The organism is Bacillus sp. Brlt_9 (genome assembly GCF_051948935.1).
GTDB lineage: Bacteria > Bacillota > Bacilli > Bacillales > Bacillaceae_G > Bacillus_A.
The window spans coordinates 18,072-44,247 of sequence record NZ_JAYJLO010000013.1 but is presented as its reverse complement, the minus strand read 5'-3'; the positions used below and the strand labels follow the sequence as shown (position 1 = coordinate 44,247).

Below are 26,176 nucleotides of genomic sequence, written 5' to 3'. Positions count from 1 at the left end.
AGTATGGCACTTATTACTGCTCAAGAATTAATAGATTATACTGTACTGCCTGAAGTCAAGAAACGTCCTGTTCCTCTATTGGAGCAGGACATACTTGAGGCAGATACAGGGATTTATAATCTCTCTAAAATAGATTTTAGTGATAAGACGAAATATCCTGAGATCCCAGCAGAAGTGAAGTTAGCGTGTAAGAAATTGGCCCAGTATTACGCTTCAATCAACAGTGATACAAATGCTATGAAGGGGATTAAGTCTGAAAGTATTGGTGGCGGTGACTATTCTTATACGAAGGATACTGGCAGTATAACGAAACCTTCAGTTCTATATCTCCTGCAGAAATTCATGAATCATAAAGGGAAAAATAAAGTCACATTCAAAATGGGGACGATTTAATGTCTCTTCAAGGTATGTTTGTTCACGAATGTGATATTTATCATTTGCAGAAGGAAAAAAAGCCTGGGAAGTACGGGCAACCAGGAGAAGAGGCTTATTCATACAAAGATACTCCTGATATAGCAGAACAAAGCTGCTACTTTGTAGAAAGTACAACTGCTTCTATACAATCATCACCAAACCAATTAAACAACCAAGAAATCAGAGTGTTGTTTATGCCAGATGCTGATGTTAAACATAATGACAAAGCAATCAAAAAAGATACCAATGTCACTTACTATATACGCAATCCCTTTCCAGTAAAGAATCCATGTACTGGTGAGGTTTCACATATAAAAGCCATAGCAGAGAGGAAGAGCGATCCGTGGCTAACCAAATAACGACTAGAGGATTCCGTGAGTTCAGTGCAAAGTTGAATCGTATGGCAAGCGGATTAGATCGAAATGTTGCTTTATGGCTTGAAGCTAGCGGGTTTCAATTTTTAGAAGAGGTTCAAAATCAAATCATTTCATTAGCGGTTGTGGATACAAGAAGACTGTTAAATTCGTTCACTAAATCAGATTCGAATAATATATGGCGTTCCTCTGATGGCGGATTAGTTTTAGAAGTTGGTACAAATGTGGAGTATGCGGTGAGTGCCGCACTATGCAGTAATGTATAGTTAAAAATCGGGGAAAATCGGTAGATATCTATTGTGATTACTTTCGATAAGGGCTACAATTTCCTTGAGGGGTGATTATGTGCTTGAATTTATTGAAGACCTAGGTATAAAAGTATTAACCGATGGTCAACGAAGAAGGATGGTTTTAGCGAGATGTAGTTTCTGTGGTAACGTTAAAGAATTTAGGAAAGATCATTCTAAAACTTATAAATCTTGTGGGTGTTTAAGGCTTAAAAAAAGTGTTGAAAACTTAAACAAAAAAACACATGGAATGTCCAAAGACAGAATGTATAAAAGATGGAATTCTATCAAACAGCGTTGTTTTAATCCAAAACATCCTAATTATCATCATTATGGTGGTAGAGGAATAGTAATGTGCGAAACTTGGAAAGAAGATTTCGAGAAATTTTATAACTGGTCTTTGGAAAATGGATTTGAAGAAGACCTAACATTAGACCGTATCGATAACAATGGTATCTACGAACCCAATAATTGTAGGTGGGTTACAATGGAAGAACAATCCAACAATAAAAGAGATAACATAATCGTTGAGTACGAAGGAGCAGAGATGACATTAAAACAAGCAGCAAATAATATGGCTGTGAATTACAAAGCTTTAGAAGCCAGATACAGAAGAGGGTACAGAGGAAAAGAGTTATTTCAAGAATTAAAAGAACATACAGCTGGGTCTTTGAATGGAAACTCTAAATTAAAAGAAGAGCAAGTTAAACAAATAAAAACACTTTTACGAAAAGGATTATCACAAACTAAAATCGCTAAAATGTATGGAGTAAGCAAACACTGCATTCATCATATAAAAATCGAAAAAACTTGGAAACACGTTACAATAGACGATACCGAGGTAAACGAGTAGATTACGCAAGGCTATTCGTCACCGTAGAGCGTAGAGGGTGAATAAATATAATCCCTCCAAGAGTCCCCGACAACCAATACAGGTTGTCTTTTTTATTGGTTGAAAATGTACGCCGAACTCATTGGTAACAGTGAGAAGTACGGATAAAAAGCCGTACGATAACAATTTGACTTCAAAATGACGGGTGGCAGCAGGTAAGGAGATTCGTTCCTGGTAGATGGGAAGGACATAATTTTGAATATGACCCACACGCACCTATTGGAATGATGCTTACTGCTAAATTCATAGAGGGCCGTCCGTATTGGGATAATGCAGTTGCTATTTATGAACGTATGTTTCAACGTTCATTTGACCGCCAATTTAAGCAATGGGTACAGAATGGAGCGAGATAATTATGTATGAGCAAATACATGGCTCTATGAAAGCTTTTGTATATGACAGTTTACCTACTAATACATTTGCTTATCATGATCAAGTTCCAGAAGAACTAATTATTCCATCGGTATATTATCCGATTTTATCTATAAATGATGATAAAACTTCAAAGGATCATTACACCTTACTATATACGATGGTAGTAAGGTTTTTTAATGTGACGACAGATAAGGCAATGCAAGCAGCTGAAAAGGTTGCTAATAAAATCAGAAGAAACGGTTACACAGTACAACTTCGTAATGAAGATGGTAGTGAATCGATTGATACGATTTATTTTCGGAGAGTAACAACTGCTCCAAGTGGAGTTGGTTCTGCACAACTAACAATGATTTTTGAATACCAACAAGCTTATGTAAATTAAGGAGCGTGAAATATATGGCTGAAACAGCTGGAACAGTTAAGAACAAAATGTATCGTGGTGATGAATTTATTATCGCTGCAAAAATAAAGGATCAGACTAATCAATCCATATTAGTTAGACCATTTGATCAAACTGAAGACTCTCATAATATTGAGGCTGATGAAATTGAAGCGGAGTCTAAAGATAGATCGTATTCCGATTATGGAAAAAGAAAAGAAACTCGTTCATTCTCTTGTACGTTAGCAGAAGGGGACCCATATTATCCTGCTGTGAAGGCTGCCATTAGAAATGGTGAATATATGGAGATTTATGAAATTAATATGAGAACGAAAGAAGCAGAAGCTGGTAACTATATGATTACTTCTTTTGAACGTTCTTCATCTAACGGCGAATTTGTTTCTTATTCAGTGGAAGTGAAATTATCCGGTTCTGTAATAACGGAAACACTCACAGAAATTCCTAAAGGTGCAGGTCAGTAAAGGACGGTTTTTACCGTTCTTTTTAAATTTGAAAATAACATCCAATTAAAAGGAGATTGATATAAATGCGTTTTGAAATCGATAAAAAGGAATACGAACTAAAACTTACTTTTGGAAACATCTACGAATTAAATAAAAAATATGAGGGCGGTTCAAATGAGGTTGTAATGGCTTGTATGCAAGGAGATTTAGAGTTATTCGTTGATGCTATCTACTTTGGATTAATGCATACAAAAGAAGGATTTACACGCGATAAAGTCATGGATAACATCGAAAAACAATTTGAAGAGGGGAAAATCTCTCAAGAATTCATTGAAGAACTTTTAAATGAGGTGGTAGCAGAAAGTACTTTTTACCAAAAGACAACAAAAAAGTTGAGAAAACAAATGAAGAAGCAGTATCTAGCCAAGAATCCAGAAGCAGTGGAGAACCCAGAGATGATGGAAATGGTAGAGGAAATGTTCGGGAAGATCGAAGAGTAAGAGAATTTACCCGCGAGGACCTAGATAAAATCCAGCAAGATGGTTTTAGATATTTAAAATTATTGCCTAGCGAGGTTATGGAACTTACCCCTCGTGAATTTGAAAATATGATGATAGGTCGGAATGAGCAATACCTTGATGAGTTGCAAATAAATAGCGTGTTTGCGCTTATGATGCGAGTAGCCTATCATCACGATCCTAAAAAGAAATTAAAACCATCTGATCTATTCGACCGAAATAAGTTGAATGGAGAAAACAATCAAGATTTAACGATAGAAGAAAAAATGCAAAAAGCACAAGAGCATATGCAGTTCTTACAAACTCTCAACTTCAATTAGAAAGGAGGGAGAGATTTGGCCACACAAGAAGAATTAGTTGTTCAGTTTAGGGCTGAAACTGATCAAATGCGTCGCGAGATTCAACAGATGCGTCGTGAAATGAACGATTTTGTCACATCAACCAGTCGAAGCTCTAGAGAATATCGACGTAGCATTGAAAATATGGGGAATGCTAACAGTGAATATAGTCGTCGATTAAGGCAAATGAAATACGAACAACGAGAAGCTATGAAGCCTCATATTGAAGAGTTAAAACGAACTAAACTCGCTTATTTAGATGCTGCTATGAGTATGGCAACTTACTCTGGTAGCGCCCAGGATTTAATTGCTCAAGTTAACAGAATTGGTAAAGCAGAAAAAGCCGCGAACGATGAAATTATGAAACTAGACAGAATGAAACAAGCTAGTATTTTACAAACCATCGGTATGTTGAACAATATGTCTACAACTTCAAGTAAACTACAAGGTAACTTACAACGTATGGGTAACCCATTATACAACGTTTCTAGAGGGGCTTTAGCAGCAACAAATGCAATGGAACGATTGGCGAATAGAAGTAGTGCTGCGCAGTTAGCTTTAGAATTTCTTGGTCCTACTGCTAATATGAAGCAGTTAAATGATCAAATTCGTATTATTAACCAATCTGTTATGGGAATGGGACAAGCATTTTTAGTCGTTGGTGCTGGAGCAGTTATGTTTTATGGCAAATTGCATAAAGCTAATATGGAAATGAACCCTAAATACGCAAAAGCATATAAAGACATGATGGAGTCACTTACTGAAGCGTTACAACCGATGAGGGATGCATTTGCTGCTTTAATGATACCTATTTATAATTTTGTTAACACAATGGCAAAAATGGTCATCGCATTTAATGAAGCACATCCTACTTTAGCAAAATTCATCCAAGGGACAATGATGTTAGTTCCAGCCTTAACACTCCTATTGCTGCCATTAGGTGCAGGAATGGGATTATTAAAAGGATATAGAGCGGCGTTTGCTGCTTTATGGATGATTATTAAACCGGCAGTAATGGTGTTAGCCATGGCGAGTCCTGTAGCATGGGCGCTAGCAGCTGCGATAACAGGTTTAGCTTTAGGATTTACTTATGCTTATAAAAATATAGAACCATTTAGGAACGCGGTAAATAACGTGATAACCGTTTTTAAAGCGTTTTGGCAAGTTTTACAAGGAAATAGCGATGGTGCAGCTAGTATGCTCACTTCACTTGGAATGTCACCAGAGAATACTAGAGCGATAATATCATTTGGTGAAACAGTTCGAGGGGTAATTGAAACAATTAAACAAGTTTTTTCAGGCTTTGCAGTATTCATGCAAGGCATTTTTGCGTTGTTCGCAGGTGATGAAGAAAACGGAACAGCATTATTAAAATCGCTAGGGATGAATCAGGCAACAATTACAACGGTTGTTAATACTGTATCGTCTATCAAGCAAGCGATAAGCGAATTTTTAAGCGGAATCTGGTCCTTCATGACTGCAATCGGCTCTCAAATAGCTCAGTTTTGGCTAGAAAACGGCAGTCAGATAAAACAAGCCTTTTCTGATTGTTGGTCCGTAGCGAGTGAAATCATAAAGGCGGTAATGCCGATTATAGTCGCTGTTTTCCAATTTGCGTGGCCGATTATTAAAGAGATTGTGATTGGAACGCTAGAAGCGATACGTGATTTTATACAAGGAATTCTAAAAGTTATACTTGGAATCGTGAAAGTTTTTTCATCCCTTTTTACTGGCGATTGGGCTGGAGTGTGGGAAGGGGTTAAGGAAATTTGGTTCGGAGCACTAGAAGCGATTTGGGGTTACCTGCAATTATGGGGTGTTGGGAGAGTTCTGAAGTGGGTTGGTAAATTTGGTGATGACATAGGTCGGTTATTCGGGAAATTTTGGGGAGATATAAAGAAAATTTGGAATGATGCTCTAGCAGATTTATATGTATTCTTCGGTTCAAAATTAGAAACTATCACCCGTCTAGCGAAAAGTTGGGGCGGTATGTTCAAAAATTTCTTTGTTGGAATTTGGGACGCTATTATAGGCGGAATACAAAATAAAATGAATAACGTAGTTTCGGCAATTGGATGGGTACTAGGGCAAGCAGTAAATACAGTCCAGCGTTTTGTAAGCTACTTTTTCACGATTGGCCAACAAATGATTTCTGGTCTTATTAATGGTATTTACAGTTATGCTAATAAACTTATAGACCAGGTGTTTAATATTGGTCGTTCCATAAAAGATACTATTACTGGATTTTTCCGTATCCACTCTCCTTCACGTGTGATGAGAGATATAGGGGTATACGTAGGTCAAGGTTTAGATCAGGGAATGGATAGTATGATAAACCCTCTAGTACGTACTGCATTAGATATGGCATCTGCTGTTAAAGATGGATTTTCCAGTTTGACAGATTCGATTCAGATGGGTGACATTCTTCCTGGTAATGTAGTAGCTCCTGTGATTCCTTCAATTTCAGGAAGTTACAATGCCCCATCATATGTATCTGGTGTTAATTCATCATCAGATTTCGGGCAACAAGCAATGATTAACTCTCAATCAGCTAATGTTGCAAGTCAAAATGATAATAGTTTAGTAGCAGCTGCAGTTAAAAATCTAGGTGACAAATTAGATAATCTACAAGTTGTTATGGAAGGTGAAACAGTAGGACGTATTGTACGACCTCATGTAAATGAAGGGAATGCAGTCGAAAACACAGTAAGGAGGTATTTCTAATGGACGTGCAAATCACAAGAATGAATGGACAAACTATGAAGCTATCTGACATAAACGTCCAGGCGCAAGACTTCCGTGTGGGATCGATTGAAATGCGTCCTACTTATACAGAAGTAGAAGGAGCAAACGGAAGAATTAGCACAGGGTCTACTTACGGGGTACGGACTATAACTGTACCTTTTTATTTTAAGGCGCAGGACTTATTGGATGTGGCAATAACAAGAGATAAACTATTTGAAATGGTACTAAGTACGGAATCCTTTAATATTCGTGAATTACGACGATTAGAGTATCAAGATGGAGATAATCTAATTGTTAGTGGCAAACGATATAAAGTAAATGTCTCCTCTACATTCGATATAGATCAGCAATTTAAATACGGGTTTGGTGAATTGGAATTCGAAACAAGTGATTTGCCATTTGCAGAATCTATTGGCAAGTCATCAGATATTCAACGTGATGGAGTTAATCCAGGGAATGGATTATGGGGAGCAGGTATGGGGATTATCAGTGATCCTGCGTCAAGGGTATATAAACACAAAGCAGTAGCAGGTCAACGATTTCAAATTTTTAATCCTGGTAACATTCCAGTTCATCCTTTTGAACAAGAATTAAAAATAACAATTAGTGATGTAGCAGGTAGTACAGCTGGATTTATGCTTAAGAATCATACAAATCTTAGCTCAGCAACAATAACGTCAGCTTTATATATTACAGACACCATTATTTACTCAGGTCCCAATATAGGAAGAAATGGGTTATCCTTTTTGAGGAATACAAAGAAGGATTTCATTGAGCTTGTGCCAGGGTGGAATACCTTAGAAGTGTTTAATTGCACCTCAGCAACAATAGAATTTGATTTTAGATTTTACTACAAGTAAGGTGAATTGATATGTATGTACGCGATTTAGAAAATATAGAGTATATCACACAAACAACTTATTTAATTGAAGAAGAATTAAATGGGAATTGTGTGTTTTCTGCAAAGATACCACCCAATAAGGTGAACTTAAGATTTCTTAATAGACTCTCAGAAATGTGGACTTTAGTTGATGATAATGAAACGGAATACAAAATAGTGTATTTGAAGAAAAAAGGCGAGGGGGAGACCCTGACTGCTGAGATAAAGGCAGTACCGAAATTTTATGATGACTTCGACAATGGTCGCGTGTATGAAGAATATAATCAATCTTTTACTGCGAATGCTTGCTTTGCAACTATTTTCAATGGAAGCGGCTATGTTTATCAATTGAACGGAAGTTACAACTCGTTACAATGGGAAGGATTTGGTGGTGGGTCTACCCGACTTGAAATGTTTAAAGATGCATTGAATCGTTATGGGGCAGAATTTAAGGTACTCGGCAAGGTTGTAACGATTGAACCTCAAATTGGATCTGACTTAAACGTCATGTACCGCCATAGATTGAATGCTTCAAATATAGTTCAAGAAGTTGATGCATCGGGATTTTGGACATACGCTAAAGGTTATGGTGATTTCACAGAAGAAGATGGGTGGAAAGGCGCTAAATTGATTCGTGAGTATACATCACCGCTCGCCAGTATTCCTGGAATTGGTGTACGTCACGCTCCACCTTTAAAAGACGGTCGTATCAAATTAAATGCAACAATGGATAGCGGTTTAAAAAAGATTGTGAACGAAAGTTTAAAAGTTAGCGTAACCGCTAATATACACGATTTAACGAAACAGAAATACCCGATTGCTCAGAGTGGACTTGGTGATCGGGTATTTCTTATTGATGAAAGAATTGGATTGGATGCTGAAGTACGTGTTGTGAATCGCAGCGTATTACGTGATTGGCGCGGGAATATCCTTGATGTTCAACTAACCTTTGGGAATCAAGACATTATCAAAAGGTATCAGTCTAATTTAGATCATGCCGCTAAAACAATTAATGATTTGATCGAGGGGCGAGAGAAGCTCCCAATTAATGCAATGGCAGCAGAAGTTGCAAATGTCACGAGTATGATTTTAGGCGTAACTAGTGAATTAGATATCACACCACAAGGATTAATCGCGAAGGATAAGAATAATCCAAATTACGTTGTGGTTTTGAATAGTGCGGGATTAGGTGTAAGCACTGACGGAGGAATGACCTTTAGGAACGCGATTACAGGCAGAGGTATCGTTGCAGAACGGATTTTAGCAGGAGAAATTAAAGGTTCTACACTACGCACAGATGATGGAACTAACTACGTTCACATCCAAAAGCAATTCATTCGTTTAATGGAGTCAAATTTATGCAGAGTTTACCTTGGATACTATAAAGATCGTGAAAGCCAAATACAGCCAACGATTGTATTAGGTGGAGACTCTAGTTTTCAAGACGGTTCTGTTGTCTTAAGTAAACAACCAACGCAAGGATTCTTAGGAATAATAAACGGAAAAGATTCTAACGGAGACCCTTATTTTGTAAGCTCAGTTATGTTTAGAAGATCAGGTGATTTGATCCTAAAGGGGGGCATGAATGGGGCTGTAACCGTTAACTCAGGTAAAGGTATAAATCATTACGCAAATGGTGGATCGTATTGGGTAGAAGCTACTGATGGTATCGGATTAAAAGGTGGAAATAAAAACGTATTGATAGACAGTCGGACCGCTATTGTTTTCAGCTTAAACGAAAAAAACATGCTTGATGTAGTGGATAACAATGGAGAAACGGATTTACGATTTCAAACATTATTACTTAGAAATGGAGCAGTACCTGGTTATGCTGGTAAATTACAGGTTAAATCTGGTTCAGGCACTTCTTATTCTTCGGTAGTGGCAAGTAATTTCGAAACATCATCGCAACGCAAATATAAAACAAACATTCGAGATGTACAGTTTAGCGCTTTAGAAAAAATTATGTCGTTAAATATTCAACAATACAATTTAAGAACAGAAATGGAACAGCTGTATGAAATGCGGATGAATCGTCAAGAAGACGAGGAGACAGTATTAACAACAAAGGATATTACAACTAGATACGGTTGGATTGCAGATGATGAAAAAAATCCTGAGTGTTTCGTTACAAAAGAAAGAAATGCTGCTGAGATATATTCATCTTTAGCTATTCAGATTAGAGCGTTCCAAGAAGAAAAGATCACGAAAGATAAAGAAATTGATGATTTAAAGACTAAAATCAAAACTATTGAAGAAAGATTATCGTTATTAGAACAAAAATTATAATAAAGGGGTGAGTGGATTTGGCAGAAATACTTAAAATAAGAGAAATAACAATTGATACGATGCAACACAAGGATTTCAATGTAAAAGAAGAGGAACTAAAGCTCATCCGGTTTTACCAGAATGATTTAAACTCTGCCAAACTATTAATCAATGTTACTCACGACAAAGTGGTAACAGATTTTTCATCAGCGACAAGTGTACAAATCGCATTCTTAAAGCCTGATTGTAAGCGCGTCTTCCAAGATGTGCAGAATGTGAATCAAATGCAGGGTAAGTACTATGTTGTTTTAAGCACACAAACTCTGATTGCCTATGGTAATGTCATTGCACAATTGAGATTCACTTTCCCGACTAACAAAGTAATTGAAACTTGTAAATTCGCATTTACAGTAGATGAATCAATAATGTCCGATGAGGCGATGAAATCTACAAATGAATTTCCAGTAATCCAAAAAGCTATTGAAGCAGGTAAAAAATTTGAAGGTGTAGATATTGACGGGATTATTGCAGCGGGTGAATTAGCAAAGGGAGCAGTTAAGAAGTCAGGAGACACAATGACAGGTCCTCTTAAGATGACTGTACCAGCCGCGGGATCTGTAGGTTACGGATTCCAAGACACCGCAGGAAATGAAACTTCAAGGGTTGTCTCAGTGGCAAACGGAAATGTTGTGTGGCAGGACAGAAAAAACTTGATAGATGTGCTTACGTATAACCCAACTAGTAAGACTTTCATCATGCAAGCAGATTCAAACCTTGTCAAGACTAATGAAATCTATAAAGGATGGCTTATCCCTTCTGGCCAAACTAAACAGTTGCGAGAGGGAGATGATTTAAACAATATCCAAGATTCTGGAGTCTATGGAGGTACTGGTTTGTTAAATGCTCCTACCAGTGGATTTTTATACATTGAAGTTATCAAATATGGTGATCCTAACTACGTAATGCAAAGAGCCACAAACTTAACCGGAAGCACTTCAACTACTTGGGTACGTAGAAAGACAGGGGCTACTTGGAACCCTTGGGAGCGTCAAACAAACGAACGAGGTGGAATATTTACAGGAGATGTTTCTACTCCGTCTTTCAGGAAATGCTACAAAGAAATATGCTTTCCTGAAAGACGGAGTAGAAACATTTAACTTTTATAACTTCTCCGATACACATGTAGGTTTACGCGATGTGAAAAATAATCGAAATGTGTGGGAGTATAACGCAACAGATAGTTCATTTAATTTACTTGCAGGAGTAAGTACAAACCTTGTTAAAAAAAGTGATGTATATACTAATTTCACTCAGCCTGATGGCAAAACAAAAGCTATAAGTACGGCTGATTTGAATACCATAATTGAGTCAGGTCAGTACACTGGACAGAATTTAGTGAATGCCCCTGAGGATAGTAAACGATTCTTTTACGTAGAGGTTATCCGTTATGCGGGTACTGATACGTTCCGACTACAAAGGGCGACAACCTTAGATGACAAGCTTCAGCGTTGTTGGGTTCGTGTAATGAATAACAATGTATGGCAATCTTGGACAGAGATCACTTCCAACAGTAAGGACGGGACTACAAACTTGATAATCACTAGCGATTTCACTCCTACAAGTGGGGCAGTTCAGAATATCGTTAGGAGAGGAAACTCTGTCACTTTAATGTTGGACGTAACTCGAAATGCCGACTCAACGAATCCTATAGTGACAACACTTCCTGAAGGGCTACGTCCGATAGGTTCCCTCACTACAGATGTAGCATCAACCGACGGAACCATGTCTAGATTATTAATTAGATTCAACGGGGAAATCCATTTGGACACTAAAGGGAAACGTTACAGAATACTTCAGACTTTTGTGACGAACTAAAAGGAGGAAGCTTTATGGCGTTACTATACGGGTATTGTTATGATGATAAAGGAAGATACACTGAAACAATTCCTTTAAAAGAGAAACCTATATACGAGAAACAAACTTTCTATCGAGAAGAAACAAAAGAGATTGTCACAGAAGAAAAGCTTTGTAAACTTCATCAATCTATCGAGAATGGTACTTATGAGCCTGATCAGGAAAATGAAGAAGAACCAATCAGTAAATATGATTGTCCTGATTGTGTGATGAGAGATGTGAAGTACGAAACTATTAAAGTACCATACGAGGAAGATGTAATTGTAGGTTATGAACCGGACATTCCTAAAAATTGTACTCTAGAAGTTTGTCCTGATGGAATTTACTATCCAGTATTTAAAGACGGTAAATGGGTTAAAATGGCTGAACCGAAACCAGAGGAACCTAAACCGGAAGAACCTTCAGAGTTAGAAAAAATTAAACAGCAATTAGCTGATATTCAAAAAGAGCTAGAAGATATCAAAAATCAGAAACCACCAACTCTTGATGAAACAGAAGCGCCAATAGCATTTGCAGCGCCTATACAAGATACACCAGATTATGAACATGAAATTAATAAAATAAAGCAAGTCATTCCGAACTTAGGAGAGAAAATTGTTGATTTGCATAGTCGAATAGCTGATTTAGAGAACAAAGAGCAGGTTTAATTAACTGATCTTTTTATTTTGAACAAAATACGGCTTGTATAACAAAACGAAGCATGCTTATTGCAGGCTTTTTTATTTTTAGAAAAGGAGTGAAAAGATGGATCGTATTGATGTATTAATGAAAACATTTATAGCTACCTTCGGAGCTTTTTGCGGGTACTTTTTGGGAGGATGGGATACAACATTGAAAGTTCTAGTTATCATGGCAGCTATCGATTATATCACAGGAGTATTCGCAGCAGGCTATAACGGAGAGTTAAAAAGTAAAGTAGGTTTCAAAGGCATCGCCAAAAAGGTGGTGCTTTTTCTTTTGGTTGGAGTGGCAGCGCAGTTAGACTCGGCGTTTGGAAGCAATAGTGCTATTCGTGAAGCGACAATTTTTTTCTTTATCGGGAATGAATTGTTATCTCTTTTAGAAAATGCGGGGCGTATGGGAATCCCTTTACCTTCAGCATTAACGAATGCAGTTGAGATTTTAGGCGGTAAACAAAAACAAGTAGAGAAAAAAGGAGATGTTGAATAATGAGAGTATCAAGTCATGGAGGACATAACGCTATTGTACCAGGAGCTAACTGGGGTAACCGTAAAGAACATCTAATGGATCGTGAGTGTAATAAGGATTTCATTAATAAATTGCGCTCTTTAGGTCATTCTGTAGAGGACGACACTGATGATGTAGGCCGCACAGCAAATGCTATTGTAGGTAACCAAGTTAGAAATATCAATGATAGACCTAATGATGTAGGATTTGCATGGCATCTCAACGCCTCTGATGGAAATGGTCACGGAGTAGAAGTACTTTGTTATTCTGCGAAGGAAGCACCTATGGCAGCTCGTATTTCAGCAGAAATCGCTAAACGTACTGGATGGAAAGACCGTGGAGCCAAGATACGTCCAGACATTGGAGTAATTCGCTCATCTAACTGTCCATTCTTCTTGGTGGAAGCAGGGTTTATAGATAATGATGGAGATATGGCCAAGTGGAATGTTGATGCAATTACTTCAGCGGTAATCTTCGCTTACTTTGGACAAGAATGTGGAGGAATAAGCTCAAGTGTTGTATCTGATCAACCAACTAAGCAGAATATCATCCAAACAGGAGCGTTCTCACCTTATGAGGTGCCAGACGTAGCAGGAGCACTTTCTTCCTTGAAGATGACAGGTACGTTTCTACTTCAAGGAGATGGATTAACTTTCGTAGTAACAGATCCTACGAGTAATACACAATTAAATGCTATGAAAGAATACCTCGACCGTAAAGGTTGGTGGTATGAATTTAAATAAATAAAAAAAGCCGTCCTGTTTGATGTGCCCCCCAATTGTTGTTCGTGTCTAACAATTGGAGGGCACATCATAATCGGACGGATTTGTTATATACTCGTTAGTTTTTCTATACTCCGTATGTCATTTCCTCCAAAAATTCTCCACCACTCTTGATGCATTTCATTAATCTACTACATGCACAATGAAAGTAATGTTCACTTGTTGCAGCTGATTGTATCGGAACTGGATCTATTTCATGAAACATTTGCTCTTTTTTATGAAAATACATTTTTCCGATTTTATCTGGATATTCTGAGGGATAAAATTGATATACAACTATTTCCTCGTCTTCAAATTCTTTATTCATTGTGATATGAATTTCCATAATTTATCTCCTCTTCTGTTTATTCTTTATCTATATTAGGTATTTCTCAAGAGCGACCGGATCTTAAAGTTGCATCATGTGCTATTTTATAATCAGTTTTAAAAATCCCTTCAAATCGAGATTCAAAGTATTCCAGTTTTGAAATTATTTAGGAAAGGGAAGAGATTGTAAATATAAAATAAAAAACTGAACTAGGTAATTTCCTAATTCAGCTTTTTTAACATGATTTCACCCATATAGAATTTTTCTACCAACAAAATTAAGCTTCCACTTTTTACAAGAAGGACATAAATATAATTCAATAACAACAATACTGTCCTCAACTAACTCTCCAAACTTATCAAATGGCATTGAATCAAACATTTTATATACATCCATACATTCACCACATTCACAATTCGCACTTTCCATAGAACTAGAATTAAATACTTCTAAAGTATTCTTACATAAGAAGTAAAACAAATTCATGTGAAGGTTCTATTTCAGGCGTTTCAGCTTCACGCCATACGTTTCTCGAAATCTCAGATGATACACTTACTAGTCAATCCTCTATTATTTGACGCCAATCGAATAATAGAGTTCGTTTTTATTTAGTTTAAAAAAATTCTGTTTCTAAAGATATAAATACTAAGACTGTGTATTTTGTTGTAAAAATGCTTCTAAAATTCTTTTAACTGGCAGACTCGATTTTTTCAGTAGACTCTCTGCTTTATCTATTATGTGCTTGTTGGAAGCGATTATTTTTTTATATTCTTCATTGTTAAAAGAACGCAAAGAGTCTATTACATATTCAGCTAATTCATCATTCGCATTGAGTAAATCTAGTAATAAATTGAATCCATTCATCCCAGTATCTTCATCTATACAATATACTAATCTAATTTTATATTTATCATCTCTATCCTTTAGATTTTGAAGCAATTTATCCCAATCATTTTCAGTAAATTCACTTATCAACTCTTGTACATACATAAATTCATCATCATAGAAGTAGTTATCTGAGCTATTTTCAGATAATACTGCATCGACTTTTTCATACATTTATGTTCCTCCTCTATTTGGTAAATCCACCTGGTAATGGTGCATTAATTTGACCTGTTGGATATCCACTAACCACATTGTCACCTATTTTTATTACATCAATTTCTACGCCGTCAATAATTTCCCTATGAAAAGTTGCTCCATCTCTCCCTCTAATACCTAACGGGGAAGAGTTACCTATATCAGTTATACTATCTAAAATCTTTGTATCACTCCAACTATCTGGAAATATTGTACTATTTTTTATTTTAGCCAATTTCCCATCAGGGAATTGAGTCGTATATTTGATATCTTTCGTACCATTTGGATTGACCTTAATCGTCTCTGTAGCATAATTAGGATGACTATTTTTAATATTTGATGAATGTCCTCCAATAATTTCATTTTTATTAGGATTTTTTCTCTGTCCCAAAAGAATTTTCTCTTCCATTTCGGATGAAATAATTGACTTAGTCCCGCTGGCTTTCCCAACAGGTACTTTGTTAGCTATATTTGCAGCCTCAGTAGCTTTAGCAGTCATTTTAACTCCTTTTCCTACTTTAGCTATCTTTCCAAAGGGTGTAAGGCCGGCTACAGCCATGACACCTGCCCCAGCACGTTCCCATCCCGAAAGCTTTTCGCCAGTAGATGGATCAATACCATCCCAAACACGACGAACATCATACTCACCACTTATTTCACCAGCTATATCCCTAGCTAGTTTTTTACCATCAAAACCCTCTTTTTCTGATGATAGTGGTCCACACATTGCACCTTCTTCCATTGTAACATCTTGATCATCCGCATTACGGAATTTTTCAGCAATCCGTTTTAAATCTTCTTCCACTTGTATAATTGAATTGATAGCTGTAAAAGCTTTTGGTCTCGCATCATTGAACATTTGAACGAATTGTTGATTAGAGGCACCAACCCATTGAAAACATAAACGATCTATTTCATTACATAGATTATTATGTATAGATTCTAATGCGATTCTGGTATTATTTGCACGAATAGCGACGTCTTCTAGCATTTCAGGTGTTACTTTGATTTGAACCATTTTTTTCCTCCCTTTCCCCAATTAAAATTATGAGATAAAAAGAAAAAAATGTAAATACAGAAACTTTAGATTAATATAATAATATTTATGTGAAATATAATCTATTTAATTGTAAATAAAGCCTATGTGTATGTGAAATAAGATGAAAAAAGGTCTGCTCATATCTGAGCAGACCTTTTTTTGCGTTTAATTAATAACACTTATTAATTACGAACTGGACGGAAACTGGGTTCTTGTAAACGCGCTAAGAATGCAGCGAACTGTTCACGAGTAACTTTTGCTGTAGGTGCAAATGAGCCATCTGGGAATCCAACAGTAATGTTATTTTGAGCTAAGATTACAACATAGTCATATGCCCAATGAGTAAATGGGACGTCTTTGAATCTAACGTGAGCTCCAGTCGATTTTAAATCAAAAGCCTTAACCAGTGCTACAGCCATTTCTGCGCGTGTTAATTCTCGTTCGCCAGAGAAATTAAAACTATTAGCTATGTAACCGTAATGCATTAATTTATGTGCAGCATCATAGTAATAGGAATCAGCTGGAATATCCTGGTACGTGTCTTTGTAGTTATATGGCATTTTTAAACCTAATGCTTTATCTAACATTACAGCCATTTGACCACGAGTTACATTATCGCTAGGTTTGAAGTATCCCTCTGGAGTACCATTAATAATGCCTCTTTCAGTTAAATAGTTAATTTCTTTGTACGCCCAATGATTAGTTTGTACATCTGGGAATGATTTAGCACTTGCAAGATTAGGAATAAAAAATGACAGAATCATTGCCAAAGTAGTTAGTAACAGACTTGCTTTTTTCAATAAAAACACCTCTATATATATTTATTTTAATATATTAACATTTAATATATTATAAAAAACTTAATTTATCTCAAGATGATATTTTAAGAGATTAATCAATTAGGAGGAATTCAGGTAGTGGTTAGATAACTAAATGGGGATACTATTGGATCCAAATAATAGAGATATTAAGTTCAGTATCCGCTAGTTTTTCTAGTATGATTAGGTATTTAATTATTATCATTATAGCTTTTAATATTATTTTAGGAACTTTTTAATTTCCCCTCCAAATAATATGCTTTATAAAATAAACATTTCATTTATTTTTTTCTTTTTAATAATACATATAATTAACTATATTAGGGGTATATGGATATATTATCAAAAAAACACTTAAAAAACCATTCTTTTTATATTTATATTTATATATTAAAATTCAATATGAGTTGCGAAATCATATTAAAAGGAGTGGTAATTTTGTTTAAAAGGTTTTTCACTAGTCTACTTGCAACAGCCATGTTATTCAGCTTTGTAGGTAGCGCATTTGCCGAGGAAGTTGAGGTAGACTCTATTAATAACCAAGAGGAATTTATAGGTTCCTTCGATATTAATCAACATATTACTTTTGAAGATATGTATAACTTTGATAACGCTCAATTCGAAAAGGATTTCCCTTTCCTTGCAAATGACCCTGTATTTTTAGAATTAGAGGCAACTTTAGCAAATGGTCAATTTGAAACTGAAATGACTGATGGGCCTGTTATTCAACAACGAGCTTTACCAGCTATAGTAATTGGGGCTTTACGAATTCTTACATCTAAAGTAGGTAGACAAGCAGCGGATAAAGCATGGGCAATAGCACGTCCGCATATACAAAAAGCTTTAAGCGCTCCAAGTAAATTCATCATTGATGGGCCAGATGGCGGTAAAATCATTCAAGTCAGAAGTAAAGCTACAAAAAAGCCAATTTTCCGTTTAGACTATCATTATATCGATGGTAAAGGACCATATTTACACTATCATGTCCCACCAAATATGAAGGCACACCATTTTATTTGGTAAGGTGTAAATTATGAAGATTAAATATGATTCTGAGCACCTGCACTTAGGTTACTATGAAGATGGTCATGATATTGAAGCTATAGCATATAAAAGAACAGGTAAGAATATATGGGATATATTTTTAGATTTTGACCATTATAAAATTCCTTTAAATCGAGATAACTATGAATATAAAGAATATGATGGTTATAAAATATTATCGATATCCACATATGACTTAGACTATGATCATGGCGTTTTACACTTTACAAAGTGGCTATTAGAAAATAAAGTATTACATACTTAATAAAAAAAGCTAGTATTATACTAGCTTTTTTTATTACCTTCTTATATATTCCTTCTTACGCTTCTACATTAAAATCATATATATCTTCTTTCCTTTTTTTGAGAAAAATTAAGATAACCTTTGATATAGTTATTAATTTTTAATTTAACTCTAAAAAAATAGCAGTATAAAATCTAACCATTTTCTTAACACACAACGCTTTTCATGGTGGAGTTGCAACGACCCAATCCTATTCACATCACCAACTACAGCTAACTTTGTGTGAAGTGGGTCTAAGCCCATTTTGATGCACGATACGCTGGCGTAGAACGAAGATCTACACATAAAACAATTCGATTTGGCAATATTGAATAGTCATACACCGTTATTCCCCCTAAATAACAGAACGTTAGTTCTTATTATATACGAATATATGTTCTTTTACGAAGAGGTTTTTTTTAAAAAATAAAATCGAATCAATATGGTCGATTTTGAGTCAGTTATTTCTCTAATCAAATCAGTGCCCGATCCAATCGCATCCGTTGTAGCGTTATGCGGCTTGTTCATTATGGTAGGCAGCCAGGAACGGGGATTCTCGTTAATAAATCGCGCAAATGATTTCGTTGTTTATGAGAGGACTTGTTGGAATTGATAAAGTGATATAAAGTAAAGAGAAAATCTAATTATATTAAAAAAATAATAAATAAATTTAACGATTTTATTTTGTTAAAAAGTAGAAGGTTAGAGATGAAATGGGAAGGGCGAATATTTATGAAATCAAGTTGGTCAGCTACGATGGAATTAGTCACTATGAGTATGGGAGTAGGAATAATGTCTTTGGGTGTCTTTTATCTTTTCGGTTTTGTAATACTCCAGCCAGTATTAGTTACGGGTATTTCTATAGCCGGTTTTTGTTTAACATTGGGCGATGCCATTATTAAAATAGATGATAAAAATAATCCGTTTGTAAATACAGAAACTAAAAAAACATTATTTATAGTAGTTTTGTATACTAGTGCTATTTATGGATTTATTATTTTCCCGAATTTTGACTTTGTTCAAGGGATAAAAAAAGAAGACTTAGAATTTATAAGCACAGTTGTTAGTGTAATTACATTAGGATTTGTTATTTTGGCAATAGGATATAATAATAGGAAAGAAGTTATTCGTGATATAGACGAACAATTCCAATTATTAAAAGAGAATCAAAAAAATATAGACGAACTAAAGAAAAAGATTCCGGGTTTGGAAAAGGAATTGCTAGAAACACAAAGGCAGCTTTTAGATAGCAAAAATGAAGTAGAACGACTGCAAGTAATTTTAGATGGAAAAGAAAATCCTCAAAGTAATGAAAACTCCCCTACTTAATTAGAGGAGTTTATTTGCAGGAATTTCCTAACCATAATGGAATATTCTCACTAGGAGGTGTTGTGACGTTATGACGGACGAAATTGTTTATTCTGCTAGTGAAGTATATAAGCGACTAGGAATATCCGATAGCACCCTTAGAAAGTACATGGAAGTATTATCACGTGAAGGATTTGCAGTAAAGAAAGATAATCGCGGCAGACGCCAGTACACTGACAGCGACATTATGGTGATTGAGAAATTAATTGAACTGAGTAAGCATGACGGTATGACGCTAGAGAAGGCTGCGAAGATGATTGCGCAGCAGATTGAGAAGGTAAATCCGGATCTGATTAAAGAAGAACCAAAAGAAACAGACCTTATACCATTCCACATTCAAGAACAACTTCAGCAGCAGTATGGTGTTATGGCGCAAGAAATGAAACAGAGTATGTTAGCGATGGAGAAGCGATTGAGTGAGCAGGCTAAGCACAACAATGAGGAAATAAAAGCGAGCGTAGAAGCGCATAATGAGCGAGTGGAAAAACGTTTGGAAGCACGGGATGAAACTCTTATGAAGACATTGCGTGAGATGCAGGAAACGAAGAGAATGATGCAGGAGTTTCGGGATGAGGTTGCTGCTGCGAAAGAGAAGAAAAAGCCGTGGTGGAAGTTCTGGTAAGGACAAGAAGAGGAACGTATAAAAATAGAGTTGTAGAAAAAGAAAGAGTGGATTCCTTGTAATAGGGATCCGTTTTTTTCTTGCTATTAATAATGAAACGTTATGTCAATTTAATATGAATACCATATAAATCCAAAATTACACAACATATCGTTTTATTATAATGTTAAAATGTAAAAAGGGGAGGTGTAAAATCATGAATAAACTTTTAGGTTTCTTGTTTGTTGCGGTTGGCATGTGCTTTCTCATGTTAACTTTGACAATGAAAGTTCAGAATATTGCATGGGCTGTAATGTTAGGAGTCAGCATTGTGTCTAATATAGCAGGGACAACTTTATTGTTCAGATACATTAGTGAGTATAAGAAACAAGCATTTTAATTTTTTTTGCATTGTTGAAAAAAGCAAACACCTCCCCGAATGGAGAGGTGTTTGCTCTAATAATAAAAATTAGCTTATTTACATAATTCTCGATATCGGAAGTAAAAGCAACCCCTTCCCTACATGTGACTCTGAGTTTTTCTTTTTTTATATTGATTTCTTAGTCATTTATATATTTGATAACTGCCATTTCTTTACCGAATCTGTCACCATTATCAACAAAACCTAAGCTTGAATACAAATAATGGGCTCCTTTATTTTCTGGATGATAACCTACTACTATTTTTTTTGCATTTGGTAATTTAGCCATTTCTTCAATCATTAAGTTAGTTGCTGCTTTCCCTATACCAGTACCTTGGAATTTCTTATCAATCATTATTCTATATACCCAATACCCATCAAGTTCTTCCATTTCAGAATTAAACATTAAAAATCCTACCACTTTTTCTTCGCAATAAATTGCATAAGGTTTTAAAGTTGGTTCGAATTTTGATTGAGCTATTGAAATAGCATTTGGTTCAATATATTCTGCTTGTCCATCAGATAACTCTAATTCACAACATTCTTACCAGTTTTCTGCATTTAATTCTACAAGTTTCACAGCGGTTTTAATCATAAATTTTCCCCTTTCGAATTTAGAGAATACCTATACCATTTACGTTAATTAGGTGTTATTCCCTTAAAATCATTACCGATAAAAGACCTTCTGTTTGCCTTAAAGAAAGCCTCTTTCATTGTTAATAGTCTTTTAATTTATAATTTTTAGACTATTTTTATCATATCATGTTTTTCTATCATTTTATTCTTATAATTAAATTTTCTTTATTTTGGGCTAGGTAATGTTTTTTTTAGTGAATAGCCTATTCATGCTCGGTTAACATAACGTCTCATTATCGGTAGCAAGGAAAAAAGCGGCCCCTTACTTTCACAAGGAATCCGCCTTTTTCTGTTCTATGAACCTATACATTTTTTTATACATTCCTATCCTGGCGCAGTTTTAGGGTTCTTGTTTGTTACTGGATTAGCCGAAAAACTGTATAAAACCTTGCATACTCTTAGCATGTTTTTTTCGAAATGCTAGAGGGACCCCAACAAATAAAAAGGAAGCATCCTAAAAACGAGGACACTTCTGTCTTTTACTTATTTTCTAACGTCTCGTAAAGACGCTTGTACATATCTTTATATGCTTTAGAATGTCGATTTACCAGCTGAGTATCTACATAGCTTTCAACAAGTATATCAAGGATGTTATTAATTGATGTTTTATCCATACTCTCTTGTTCTTGAATAAATGGTTTAAGAGTATTTAGCTTTAGTAAAACGGCTGGTGAAATTTTAGCAGTTTTAGATGGAACTAAACGTTCATCTAGCTTCTTTGGTGTCTGTATTTCTTTTTCCATGTTAGTTTGTTCACTTTGAATAGTTAAATCTGAACTTTCGGTAATAGGTGTTACAGTTACTACAAAAGATTTACTTTTATTTTCCAAAGGTACCACTCCCATTTAGTTTTTTATCTCAAATTATTAAAACGATTTATTACTTGTATAGGTAACGATAATGTTATTATCTGCTGTTTTACCTGTGTATTCAAGTAAGTTAAAGAGGGGGAATAAGTAAAAATATATTGAAGAAAAGTGGAAATATAGAAATATCCCTATTTCTAAATAGGGATATTTCTATATTTTTTACATCTCTGTTAAGAGCTTGAATTTCCTTTTCTGTTCAGCTGTTAGCTCGTTTTCTACATAACGATCTATAAGTAAGTCGATGATTTCATAAGTGAATTTTGTGTTTGTAAGTTTCATTAATACTTCTAGTTCTTCTTTTGATTGATTAGAAATTTTAATGCTACCTTGCTGATTTTTAAATTTCTTTTTTGGTTCAGTTTTTTCGTTTCTTTTTTCTTTTCGAGTTACTTGTTTTTCTTCAGTCTTAGGTTGAGCAGGAGTAGCTGGAACCTCGTTATTTTCTACTACAGCTTGTCCTTGCTGTGGTACATAAGGCTCAGTAGGTTCAAAGTTACTTTTCTTTCTACCTAGTAAACCAGGAGTTCTCGCCATTTTACACACCAACCTTCATTTTTTCGAACATATCAATACGAGACAACAATTCATCACTAATCGTTTCGTATAGCTCAATTACATTCATATCATGTCTATCTTTTTCAGTAATACCATTCACATCAAATCGTTTGATACGCTCCATTTGAGGGACGATGTTTTTGAATAGGTTTTCTTCACCGAAAATTTCACGAGCGTTTTCCATGATATACTCGTCAACCTTACCGTTATTTTTTAATAGGACAGGAAGAACGCCAACTACTTCAATATCAAGATCATATTGTTCTTTTAACTTGATAAGTTCATTAATATAGTTCTCAGCGCCAGTAAGAGACCGTTCTTGTGTTTGCAAAGCAATTAGAACATAATCAGAAGCTACAACTGCATTTTTTGTAACTTCTAGCGACATAGGAGGTACGTCGATAAATATGTAGTCGTATTTATGCTTTATCTTTTCAAGTAAGCCCTTAAAGTAATGATCTTCTTCAGCTTCCGAAGAACAATTTTTATAAAGGAATTTTGCGAAGTCCTGAAAATCAACGTAAGAAGGTAGTAAATATAAATTCTCCATAATTTCCACTTCTAAGCCGTCTAGGTTTCCCTCTTGTATTCCTTTCATTAATGTTTTTTCAACAGTAACAATTTCATCAGGATTAAGGATTGATTTTGTTAACATTAAAGACTTGGTTGCGTTACTTTGTGGATCAAGGTCAACAAGTAATGTACGCTTGCCCTTTTTAGCAAATTCATAAGAGTTCAATACAGCATTTGTGGTTTTACCGACTCCACCTTTGTAATTCCCTACCGTAATTGTAATAGCCATTTTTAACACTCCAGTTATATTATTTGAAATTTCCCTATATCCCTTTATAGAAATAGGGAAAAATAGAAATAGGGAATTAGGGATATTTCTAACTATAGAAATAGGGATATTTCTATATCTTTATAGAAATTATAACAATGATATTGAGGTTATGCAATAGAATCATAGAGTTAGAAATTAATAACATAAACGTTGATATTAAAAGGTTTTATTTGTAATCAAATCGGAGAAATATAAGGAAAAAACATATCATTTAATATTGAAGATAGAAGGAGCAAAAATAACTAAAATAGGGAAATATAGATATAGGGAAAAGGGGAAATATCCCTATATCTATAAGTGGAAATAGGGAAATAGGGAAATAGGGATATTATTCGTAAAGTGCGCAAATTCGCTGTTTACAAAGGGTAATGCTTGTTGTAACGTAGTACACAACAAGCAACATTCTACAAAACAAAACACAATTTGATATTTTACATAAACGAAGATCGATAAGACAATTGAATATGAACACAAAACAAAAAGCCACTCCCATATGCTATCGGCTACCAACCTTTAGCGGGAATGACTTGCTCTAGCAAGTGTACCACCACTTGGCTAGAAATTAACTGTATTCAACGACAGTGTTAACGTTTAAGTAGTGTACCACCACTAACCTTAAACAACTATGCCTTTTCACGAGGCTTCTTTGATATACCCATTTTATCATTGTTTGGATAAATATCAACTAGTAAATACTAGTTTTGATTATTTTATAGTCCAAAAGATATATAACGGGCATCTCTAATCCTAGAAGTCTTGTGAATGTACAGGTCATTTAGGAATTGGGGATGCCTTTTTGTTTTTGTTCGCGTGGAATTGCCTGATACCACGTAAATAAAAACTGATAAGCCGTAATTCCGTGCTGCTATACATATAGGAGGAACGTGTTACGTGCGTGGCTAGCTGTTGGTCGTGCGGGGGGTACAAAGTATACGCCTACAAAAACAGCACCCCTCATTGGAATCCTGTTCTTCTGGTGAGGGAGGGCGAGAACTTGCCCAGGGACGATTCTCTAAAAGGTTCGGGTGGTTATCGTTAGCATTACGGTGCTAGGGAGTACATTCAGTTTGTCGTGTAGGGACGATATTACAAGGACAAGCCATAGGAAAAGGATGTATGCGATGAAGATCGCTGAGTGAACAGGGTCTATACATACGGATACCTTATAAGTGACCGCATGGCGAAAACAAGACGCTTATCCATCTATTTTGATCGATTACTTTTTTTGTAGTCTTTCAAAGTAGGGGATAAATCTGCCTTCCAGCCGTGTTCCATAATCGTTCCCACATGATAAAAACCTTCAAGACTTTCAGTCAAGCTTAATTATGAAGAAAAGCAGAAAAACATGAGATTGTTTAAGGCCTGGAGAAATTGTTTGCTAAGATAGAGGAATAGTTAAGGAATTTACTACTTGCTTAGTTAGAGGATAAGGGGACGGATGGTAGAATAGGCCTTATTGCTGAATATGGTTTTACACATCTGATATAGTACGTGAAATTTAAGAAAAACAGATTATGGGTGCTTTTGTCCATCCCCCGAAAAGGGGGAATAAGAAAATATCATTGTACCCACTTTTTATAAGAGATAGTACCAGACATTTTACGAATTTCATACGATTAGATAACAATAAAACTTTAAGCAGTCCTCCCGAATCGTGCTCTTACAGACAGTTAATCTACCATCTAACATTATATTTGTATCCGTAATTAATTTGATAAATAAAACGCGGAATATTCAAATAACTAAATTGTAATTATCTTGAAACCGCGATTTTAAAGGTAATAATCGTTGGATTTCATTATTTTTCCACTTTTTGAAGGGTATATATTTTTATAGCTTTATGTATTAAGATAGAGTCGTGCTAGAAAATACCGGTAAAAAAGCATAAATAAGGAAAAAGGGATGGGGTTAAAAATGAAGACTATATTAAGAAATATTGTATCGATGGCTCTTGTACTCGCTTTGTTTACAACTTCTTTCGCTGGAATTTCAAAAGCTCAAGAGATTAATAGTGAAGAAGAAAAATTAGTGCAAGAAGTAGCTGCACAATTGAAATTTGTTGTTGAAGAAGCTGCAATTAAAGATAAACATGGAAGAGTAGTAGATATTGATATTGATATGATAGAAAACAAATATGGTAAAACCGAAGAATTAGAACAATTGAGACAAGAAATCCAACGTGTAAATACACCACCTGGCTATGAAGATCCATTCAAACAAGAAACGGAAGCTGTAGATAACTGTATAGAAAGAAAACTTATAGCAAATTATAAAGAATTTCTATCAGTAGGCTTTATAGGTTCTATTATTGCTAATATTACTAACAAAGAATATGAATTAGCAGCTAGAAAAATGATTAGATTAGGCGTCAAAGGTAATTTAATTGGTTTAGCTGGTCAGCTTGCTTGGTATCTAGGTACATGTATTTATGAAGAAGAAGGCTGGACAGGAAAAACATGGTGATTGATAAAAAACAACCTCTTATTTTCTAGA

At 35.3% G+C, this 26,176-nt stretch carries 27 protein-coding genes and 5 pseudogenes; 23 read left to right on the top strand and 9 right to left on the bottom strand.

The window, feature by feature from the left end; all coding sequences use genetic code 11:
- Positions 1 to 3: 3 nt before the first annotated feature.
- The 17 genes and pseudogenes from yqbG (at position 4) to VF726_RS28535 (ending at position 13,779) form a co-directional block, all read left to right on the top strand.
- Positions 4 to 393, top strand: coding sequence for a protein YqbG (gene yqbG, locus VF726_RS28615; RefSeq protein WP_440173582.1), 390 nt, complete (start codon positions 4 to 6; stop codon positions 391 to 393).
- A complete protein-coding gene (locus VF726_RS28610) occupies positions 393 to 773 on the top strand; it encodes a DUF3599 family protein (protein WP_440173580.1) in 381 nt (126 codons plus the stop codon). Before yqbG ends, VF726_RS28610 begins: the two co-directional genes overlap by 1 nt.
- Positions 758 to 1,024 (top strand): annotated as a pseudogene (locus VF726_RS28605) (HK97 gp10 family phage protein); the annotation flags it as partial. The gene VF726_RS28610 and the pseudogene VF726_RS28605, both read left to right, overlap by 16 nt.
- Before the next feature lie 109 nt (positions 1,025 to 1,133).
- Positions 1,134 to 1,928 (top strand): hypothetical protein, encoded by a 795-nt coding sequence (locus VF726_RS28600; protein WP_440173577.1) that lies wholly within the window; start codon positions 1,134 to 1,136, stop codon positions 1,926 to 1,928.
- Between the two features lie 170 nt (positions 1,929 to 2,098).
- Positions 2,099 to 2,320, top strand: a pseudogene (locus tag VF726_RS28595) (HK97 gp10 family phage protein); the annotation flags it as partial.
- Between the two features lie 2 nt (positions 2,321 to 2,322).
- The gene (locus VF726_RS28590) at positions 2,323 to 2,724 is read left to right on the top strand and encodes a hypothetical protein (RefSeq protein ID WP_098858212.1); all 402 of its coding nucleotides are present in this window, start codon (positions 2,323 to 2,325) and stop codon (positions 2,722 to 2,724) included.
- A gap of 14 nt (positions 2,725 to 2,738) precedes the next feature.
- Positions 2,739 to 3,203, top strand: coding sequence for a phage major tail protein, TP901-1 family (locus VF726_RS28585; RefSeq protein ID WP_440173575.1), 465 nt, complete (start codon positions 2,739 to 2,741; stop codon positions 3,201 to 3,203).
- Between the two features lie 65 nt (positions 3,204 to 3,268).
- Positions 3,269 to 3,685 carry a tail assembly chaperone gene (locus tag VF726_RS28580; protein WP_430628794.1) on the top strand — a complete coding sequence of 139 codons (417 nt, stop codon included), beginning with the start codon at positions 3,269 to 3,271 and terminating at the stop codon, positions 3,683 to 3,685.
- A gap of 77 nt (positions 3,686 to 3,762) precedes the next feature.
- The gene (locus VF726_RS28575) at positions 3,763 to 4,023 is read left to right on the top strand and encodes a hypothetical protein (protein ID WP_440173573.1); all 261 of its coding nucleotides are present in this window, start codon (positions 3,763 to 3,765) and stop codon (positions 4,021 to 4,023) included.
- Between the two features lie 15 nt (positions 4,024 to 4,038).
- The gene (locus tag VF726_RS28570; protein WP_440173570.1) at positions 4,039 to 6,765 is read left to right on the top strand and encodes a phage tail protein; all 2,727 of its coding nucleotides are present in this window, start codon (positions 4,039 to 4,041) and stop codon (positions 6,763 to 6,765) included.
- On the top strand, positions 6,765 to 7,646 hold the full coding sequence (locus VF726_RS28565; protein WP_440173567.1) for a phage tail domain-containing protein: 882 nt from the start codon (positions 6,765 to 6,767) through the stop codon (positions 7,644 to 7,646). The genes VF726_RS28570 and VF726_RS28565 overlap by 1 nt, the downstream gene beginning before the upstream one ends.
- Positions 7,647 to 7,657: 11 nt before the next feature.
- On the top strand, positions 7,658 to 9,955 hold the full coding sequence (locus tag VF726_RS28560) for a phage tail protein (RefSeq protein WP_440173565.1): 2,298 nt from the start codon (positions 7,658 to 7,660) through the stop codon (positions 9,953 to 9,955).
- An 11-nt stretch (positions 9,956 to 9,966) separates the two neighbouring features.
- Positions 9,967 to 11,091, top strand: coding sequence for a BppU family phage baseplate upper protein (locus VF726_RS28555; protein WP_440173562.1), 1,125 nt, complete (start codon positions 9,967 to 9,969; stop codon positions 11,089 to 11,091).
- Positions 11,018 to 11,809 (top strand): pyocin knob domain-containing protein, encoded by a 792-nt coding sequence (locus VF726_RS28550; protein WP_440173636.1) that lies wholly within the window; start codon positions 11,018 to 11,020, stop codon positions 11,807 to 11,809. The genes VF726_RS28555 and VF726_RS28550 overlap by 74 nt, the downstream gene beginning before the upstream one ends.
- A gap of 14 nt (positions 11,810 to 11,823) precedes the next feature.
- A complete protein-coding gene (locus tag VF726_RS28545; RefSeq protein WP_440173561.1) occupies positions 11,824 to 12,495 on the top strand; it encodes a hypothetical protein in 672 nt (223 codons plus the stop codon).
- Positions 12,496 to 12,592: 97 nt separating this feature from the next.
- The gene (locus tag VF726_RS28540; RefSeq protein ID WP_000373906.1) at positions 12,593 to 13,018 is read left to right on the top strand and encodes a phage holin family protein; all 426 of its coding nucleotides are present in this window, start codon (positions 12,593 to 12,595) and stop codon (positions 13,016 to 13,018) included.
- Positions 13,018 to 13,779, top strand: a complete 762-nt coding sequence (locus VF726_RS28535; protein ID WP_440173559.1) for an N-acetylmuramoyl-L-alanine amidase C-terminal domain-containing protein — start codon at positions 13,018 to 13,020, stop codon at positions 13,777 to 13,779. The genes VF726_RS28540 and VF726_RS28535 overlap by 1 nt, the downstream gene beginning before the upstream one ends.
- 106 nt (positions 13,780 to 13,885) lie before the next feature.
- Here the strand turns inward: VF726_RS28535 and VF726_RS28530 are convergent, their stop codons facing one another.
- The 4 genes and pseudogenes from VF726_RS28530 to VF726_RS28515 all read right to left on the bottom strand — a co-directional run.
- A complete protein-coding gene (locus VF726_RS28530; RefSeq protein ID WP_440173558.1) occupies positions 13,886 to 14,143 on the bottom strand; it encodes a hypothetical protein in 258 nt (85 codons plus the stop codon).
- Positions 14,144 to 14,770: 627 nt separating this feature from the next.
- Positions 14,771 to 15,184, bottom strand: a complete 414-nt coding sequence (locus VF726_RS28525; RefSeq protein WP_440173556.1) for a hypothetical protein — start codon at positions 15,182 to 15,184, stop codon at positions 14,771 to 14,773.
- Between the two features lie 13 nt (positions 15,185 to 15,197).
- A complete protein-coding gene (locus VF726_RS28520; protein ID WP_440173555.1) occupies positions 15,198 to 16,223 on the bottom strand; it encodes a WXG100 family type VII secretion target in 1,026 nt (341 codons plus the stop codon).
- A 215-nt stretch (positions 16,224 to 16,438) separates the two neighbouring features.
- Positions 16,439 to 17,044: pseudogene (locus VF726_RS28515) on the bottom strand (S-layer homology domain-containing protein); the annotation flags it as partial.
- 456 nt (positions 17,045 to 17,500) lie between these two features.
- On the opposite strand from VF726_RS28515, the gene VF726_RS28510 reads away from it, so the two are divergent.
- Complete coding sequence (locus VF726_RS28510) at positions 17,501 to 18,085, top strand: hypothetical protein (RefSeq protein WP_440173553.1); 585 nt, start codon at positions 17,501 to 17,503, stop codon at positions 18,083 to 18,085.
- Positions 18,086 to 18,095: 10 nt separating this feature from the next.
- The gene (locus tag VF726_RS28505; RefSeq protein WP_440173552.1) at positions 18,096 to 18,371 is read left to right on the top strand and encodes a DUF3986 family protein; all 276 of its coding nucleotides are present in this window, start codon (positions 18,096 to 18,098) and stop codon (positions 18,369 to 18,371) included.
- Positions 18,372 to 18,581: 210 nt separating this feature from the next.
- Here the strand turns inward: VF726_RS28505 and VF726_RS28500 are convergent.
- A pseudogene (locus tag VF726_RS28500) lies at positions 18,582 to 18,733 on the bottom strand (DNA repair protein); the annotation flags it as partial.
- 388 nt (positions 18,734 to 19,121) lie between these two features.
- On the opposite strand from VF726_RS28500, the gene VF726_RS28495 reads away from it, so the two are divergent.
- The 3 genes from VF726_RS28495 (at position 19,122) to VF726_RS28485 (ending at position 20,758) form a co-directional block, all read left to right on the top strand.
- The gene (locus tag VF726_RS28495; RefSeq protein ID WP_440173551.1) at positions 19,122 to 19,718 is read left to right on the top strand and encodes a hypothetical protein; all 597 of its coding nucleotides are present in this window, start codon (positions 19,122 to 19,124) and stop codon (positions 19,716 to 19,718) included.
- Between the two features lie 70 nt (positions 19,719 to 19,788).
- Positions 19,789 to 20,379, top strand: a complete 591-nt coding sequence (locus VF726_RS28490) for a DUF3967 domain-containing protein (RefSeq protein WP_440173549.1) — start codon at positions 19,789 to 19,791, stop codon at positions 20,377 to 20,379.
- Positions 20,380 to 20,575: 196 nt separating this feature from the next.
- Positions 20,576 to 20,758: a hypothetical protein gene (locus VF726_RS28485; RefSeq protein ID WP_440173547.1), complete on the top strand. Its 183-nt coding sequence runs from the start codon at positions 20,576 to 20,578 to the stop codon at positions 20,756 to 20,758.
- Positions 20,759 to 20,918: 160 nt separating this feature from the next.
- On the opposite strand, the pseudogene VF726_RS28480 reads toward VF726_RS28485, so the two are convergent.
- The 4 genes and pseudogenes from VF726_RS28480 to VF726_RS28465 all read right to left on the bottom strand — a co-directional run bounded on the left by VF726_RS28480 (position 20,919) and on the right by VF726_RS28465 (position 23,641).
- Positions 20,919 to 21,374 (bottom strand): annotated as a pseudogene (locus VF726_RS28480) (GNAT family N-acetyltransferase).
- 520 nt (positions 21,375 to 21,894) lie between these two features.
- Complete coding sequence (locus VF726_RS28475) at positions 21,895 to 22,245, bottom strand: hypothetical protein (protein WP_440173546.1); 351 nt, start codon at positions 22,243 to 22,245, stop codon at positions 21,895 to 21,897.
- Positions 22,246 to 22,443: 198 nt separating this feature from the next.
- Entirely contained in the window at positions 22,444 to 22,818 is a 375-nt protein-coding gene (locus VF726_RS28470) for a hypothetical protein (protein ID WP_440173545.1), read from the bottom strand.
- A gap of 1 nt (position 22,819) precedes the next feature.
- Complete coding sequence (locus VF726_RS28465) at positions 22,820 to 23,641, bottom strand: ParA family protein (RefSeq protein ID WP_440173544.1); 822 nt, start codon at positions 23,639 to 23,641, stop codon at positions 22,820 to 22,822.
- A 1,944-nt stretch (positions 23,642 to 25,585) separates the two neighbouring features.
- Between VF726_RS28465 and VF726_RS28460 the strand changes: the two genes are divergently transcribed.
- Entirely contained in the window at positions 25,586 to 26,146 is a 561-nt protein-coding gene (locus VF726_RS28460; RefSeq protein WP_000523412.1) for a hypothetical protein, read from the top strand.
- The last annotated feature ends 30 nt before the right edge of the window (positions 26,147 to 26,176 follow it).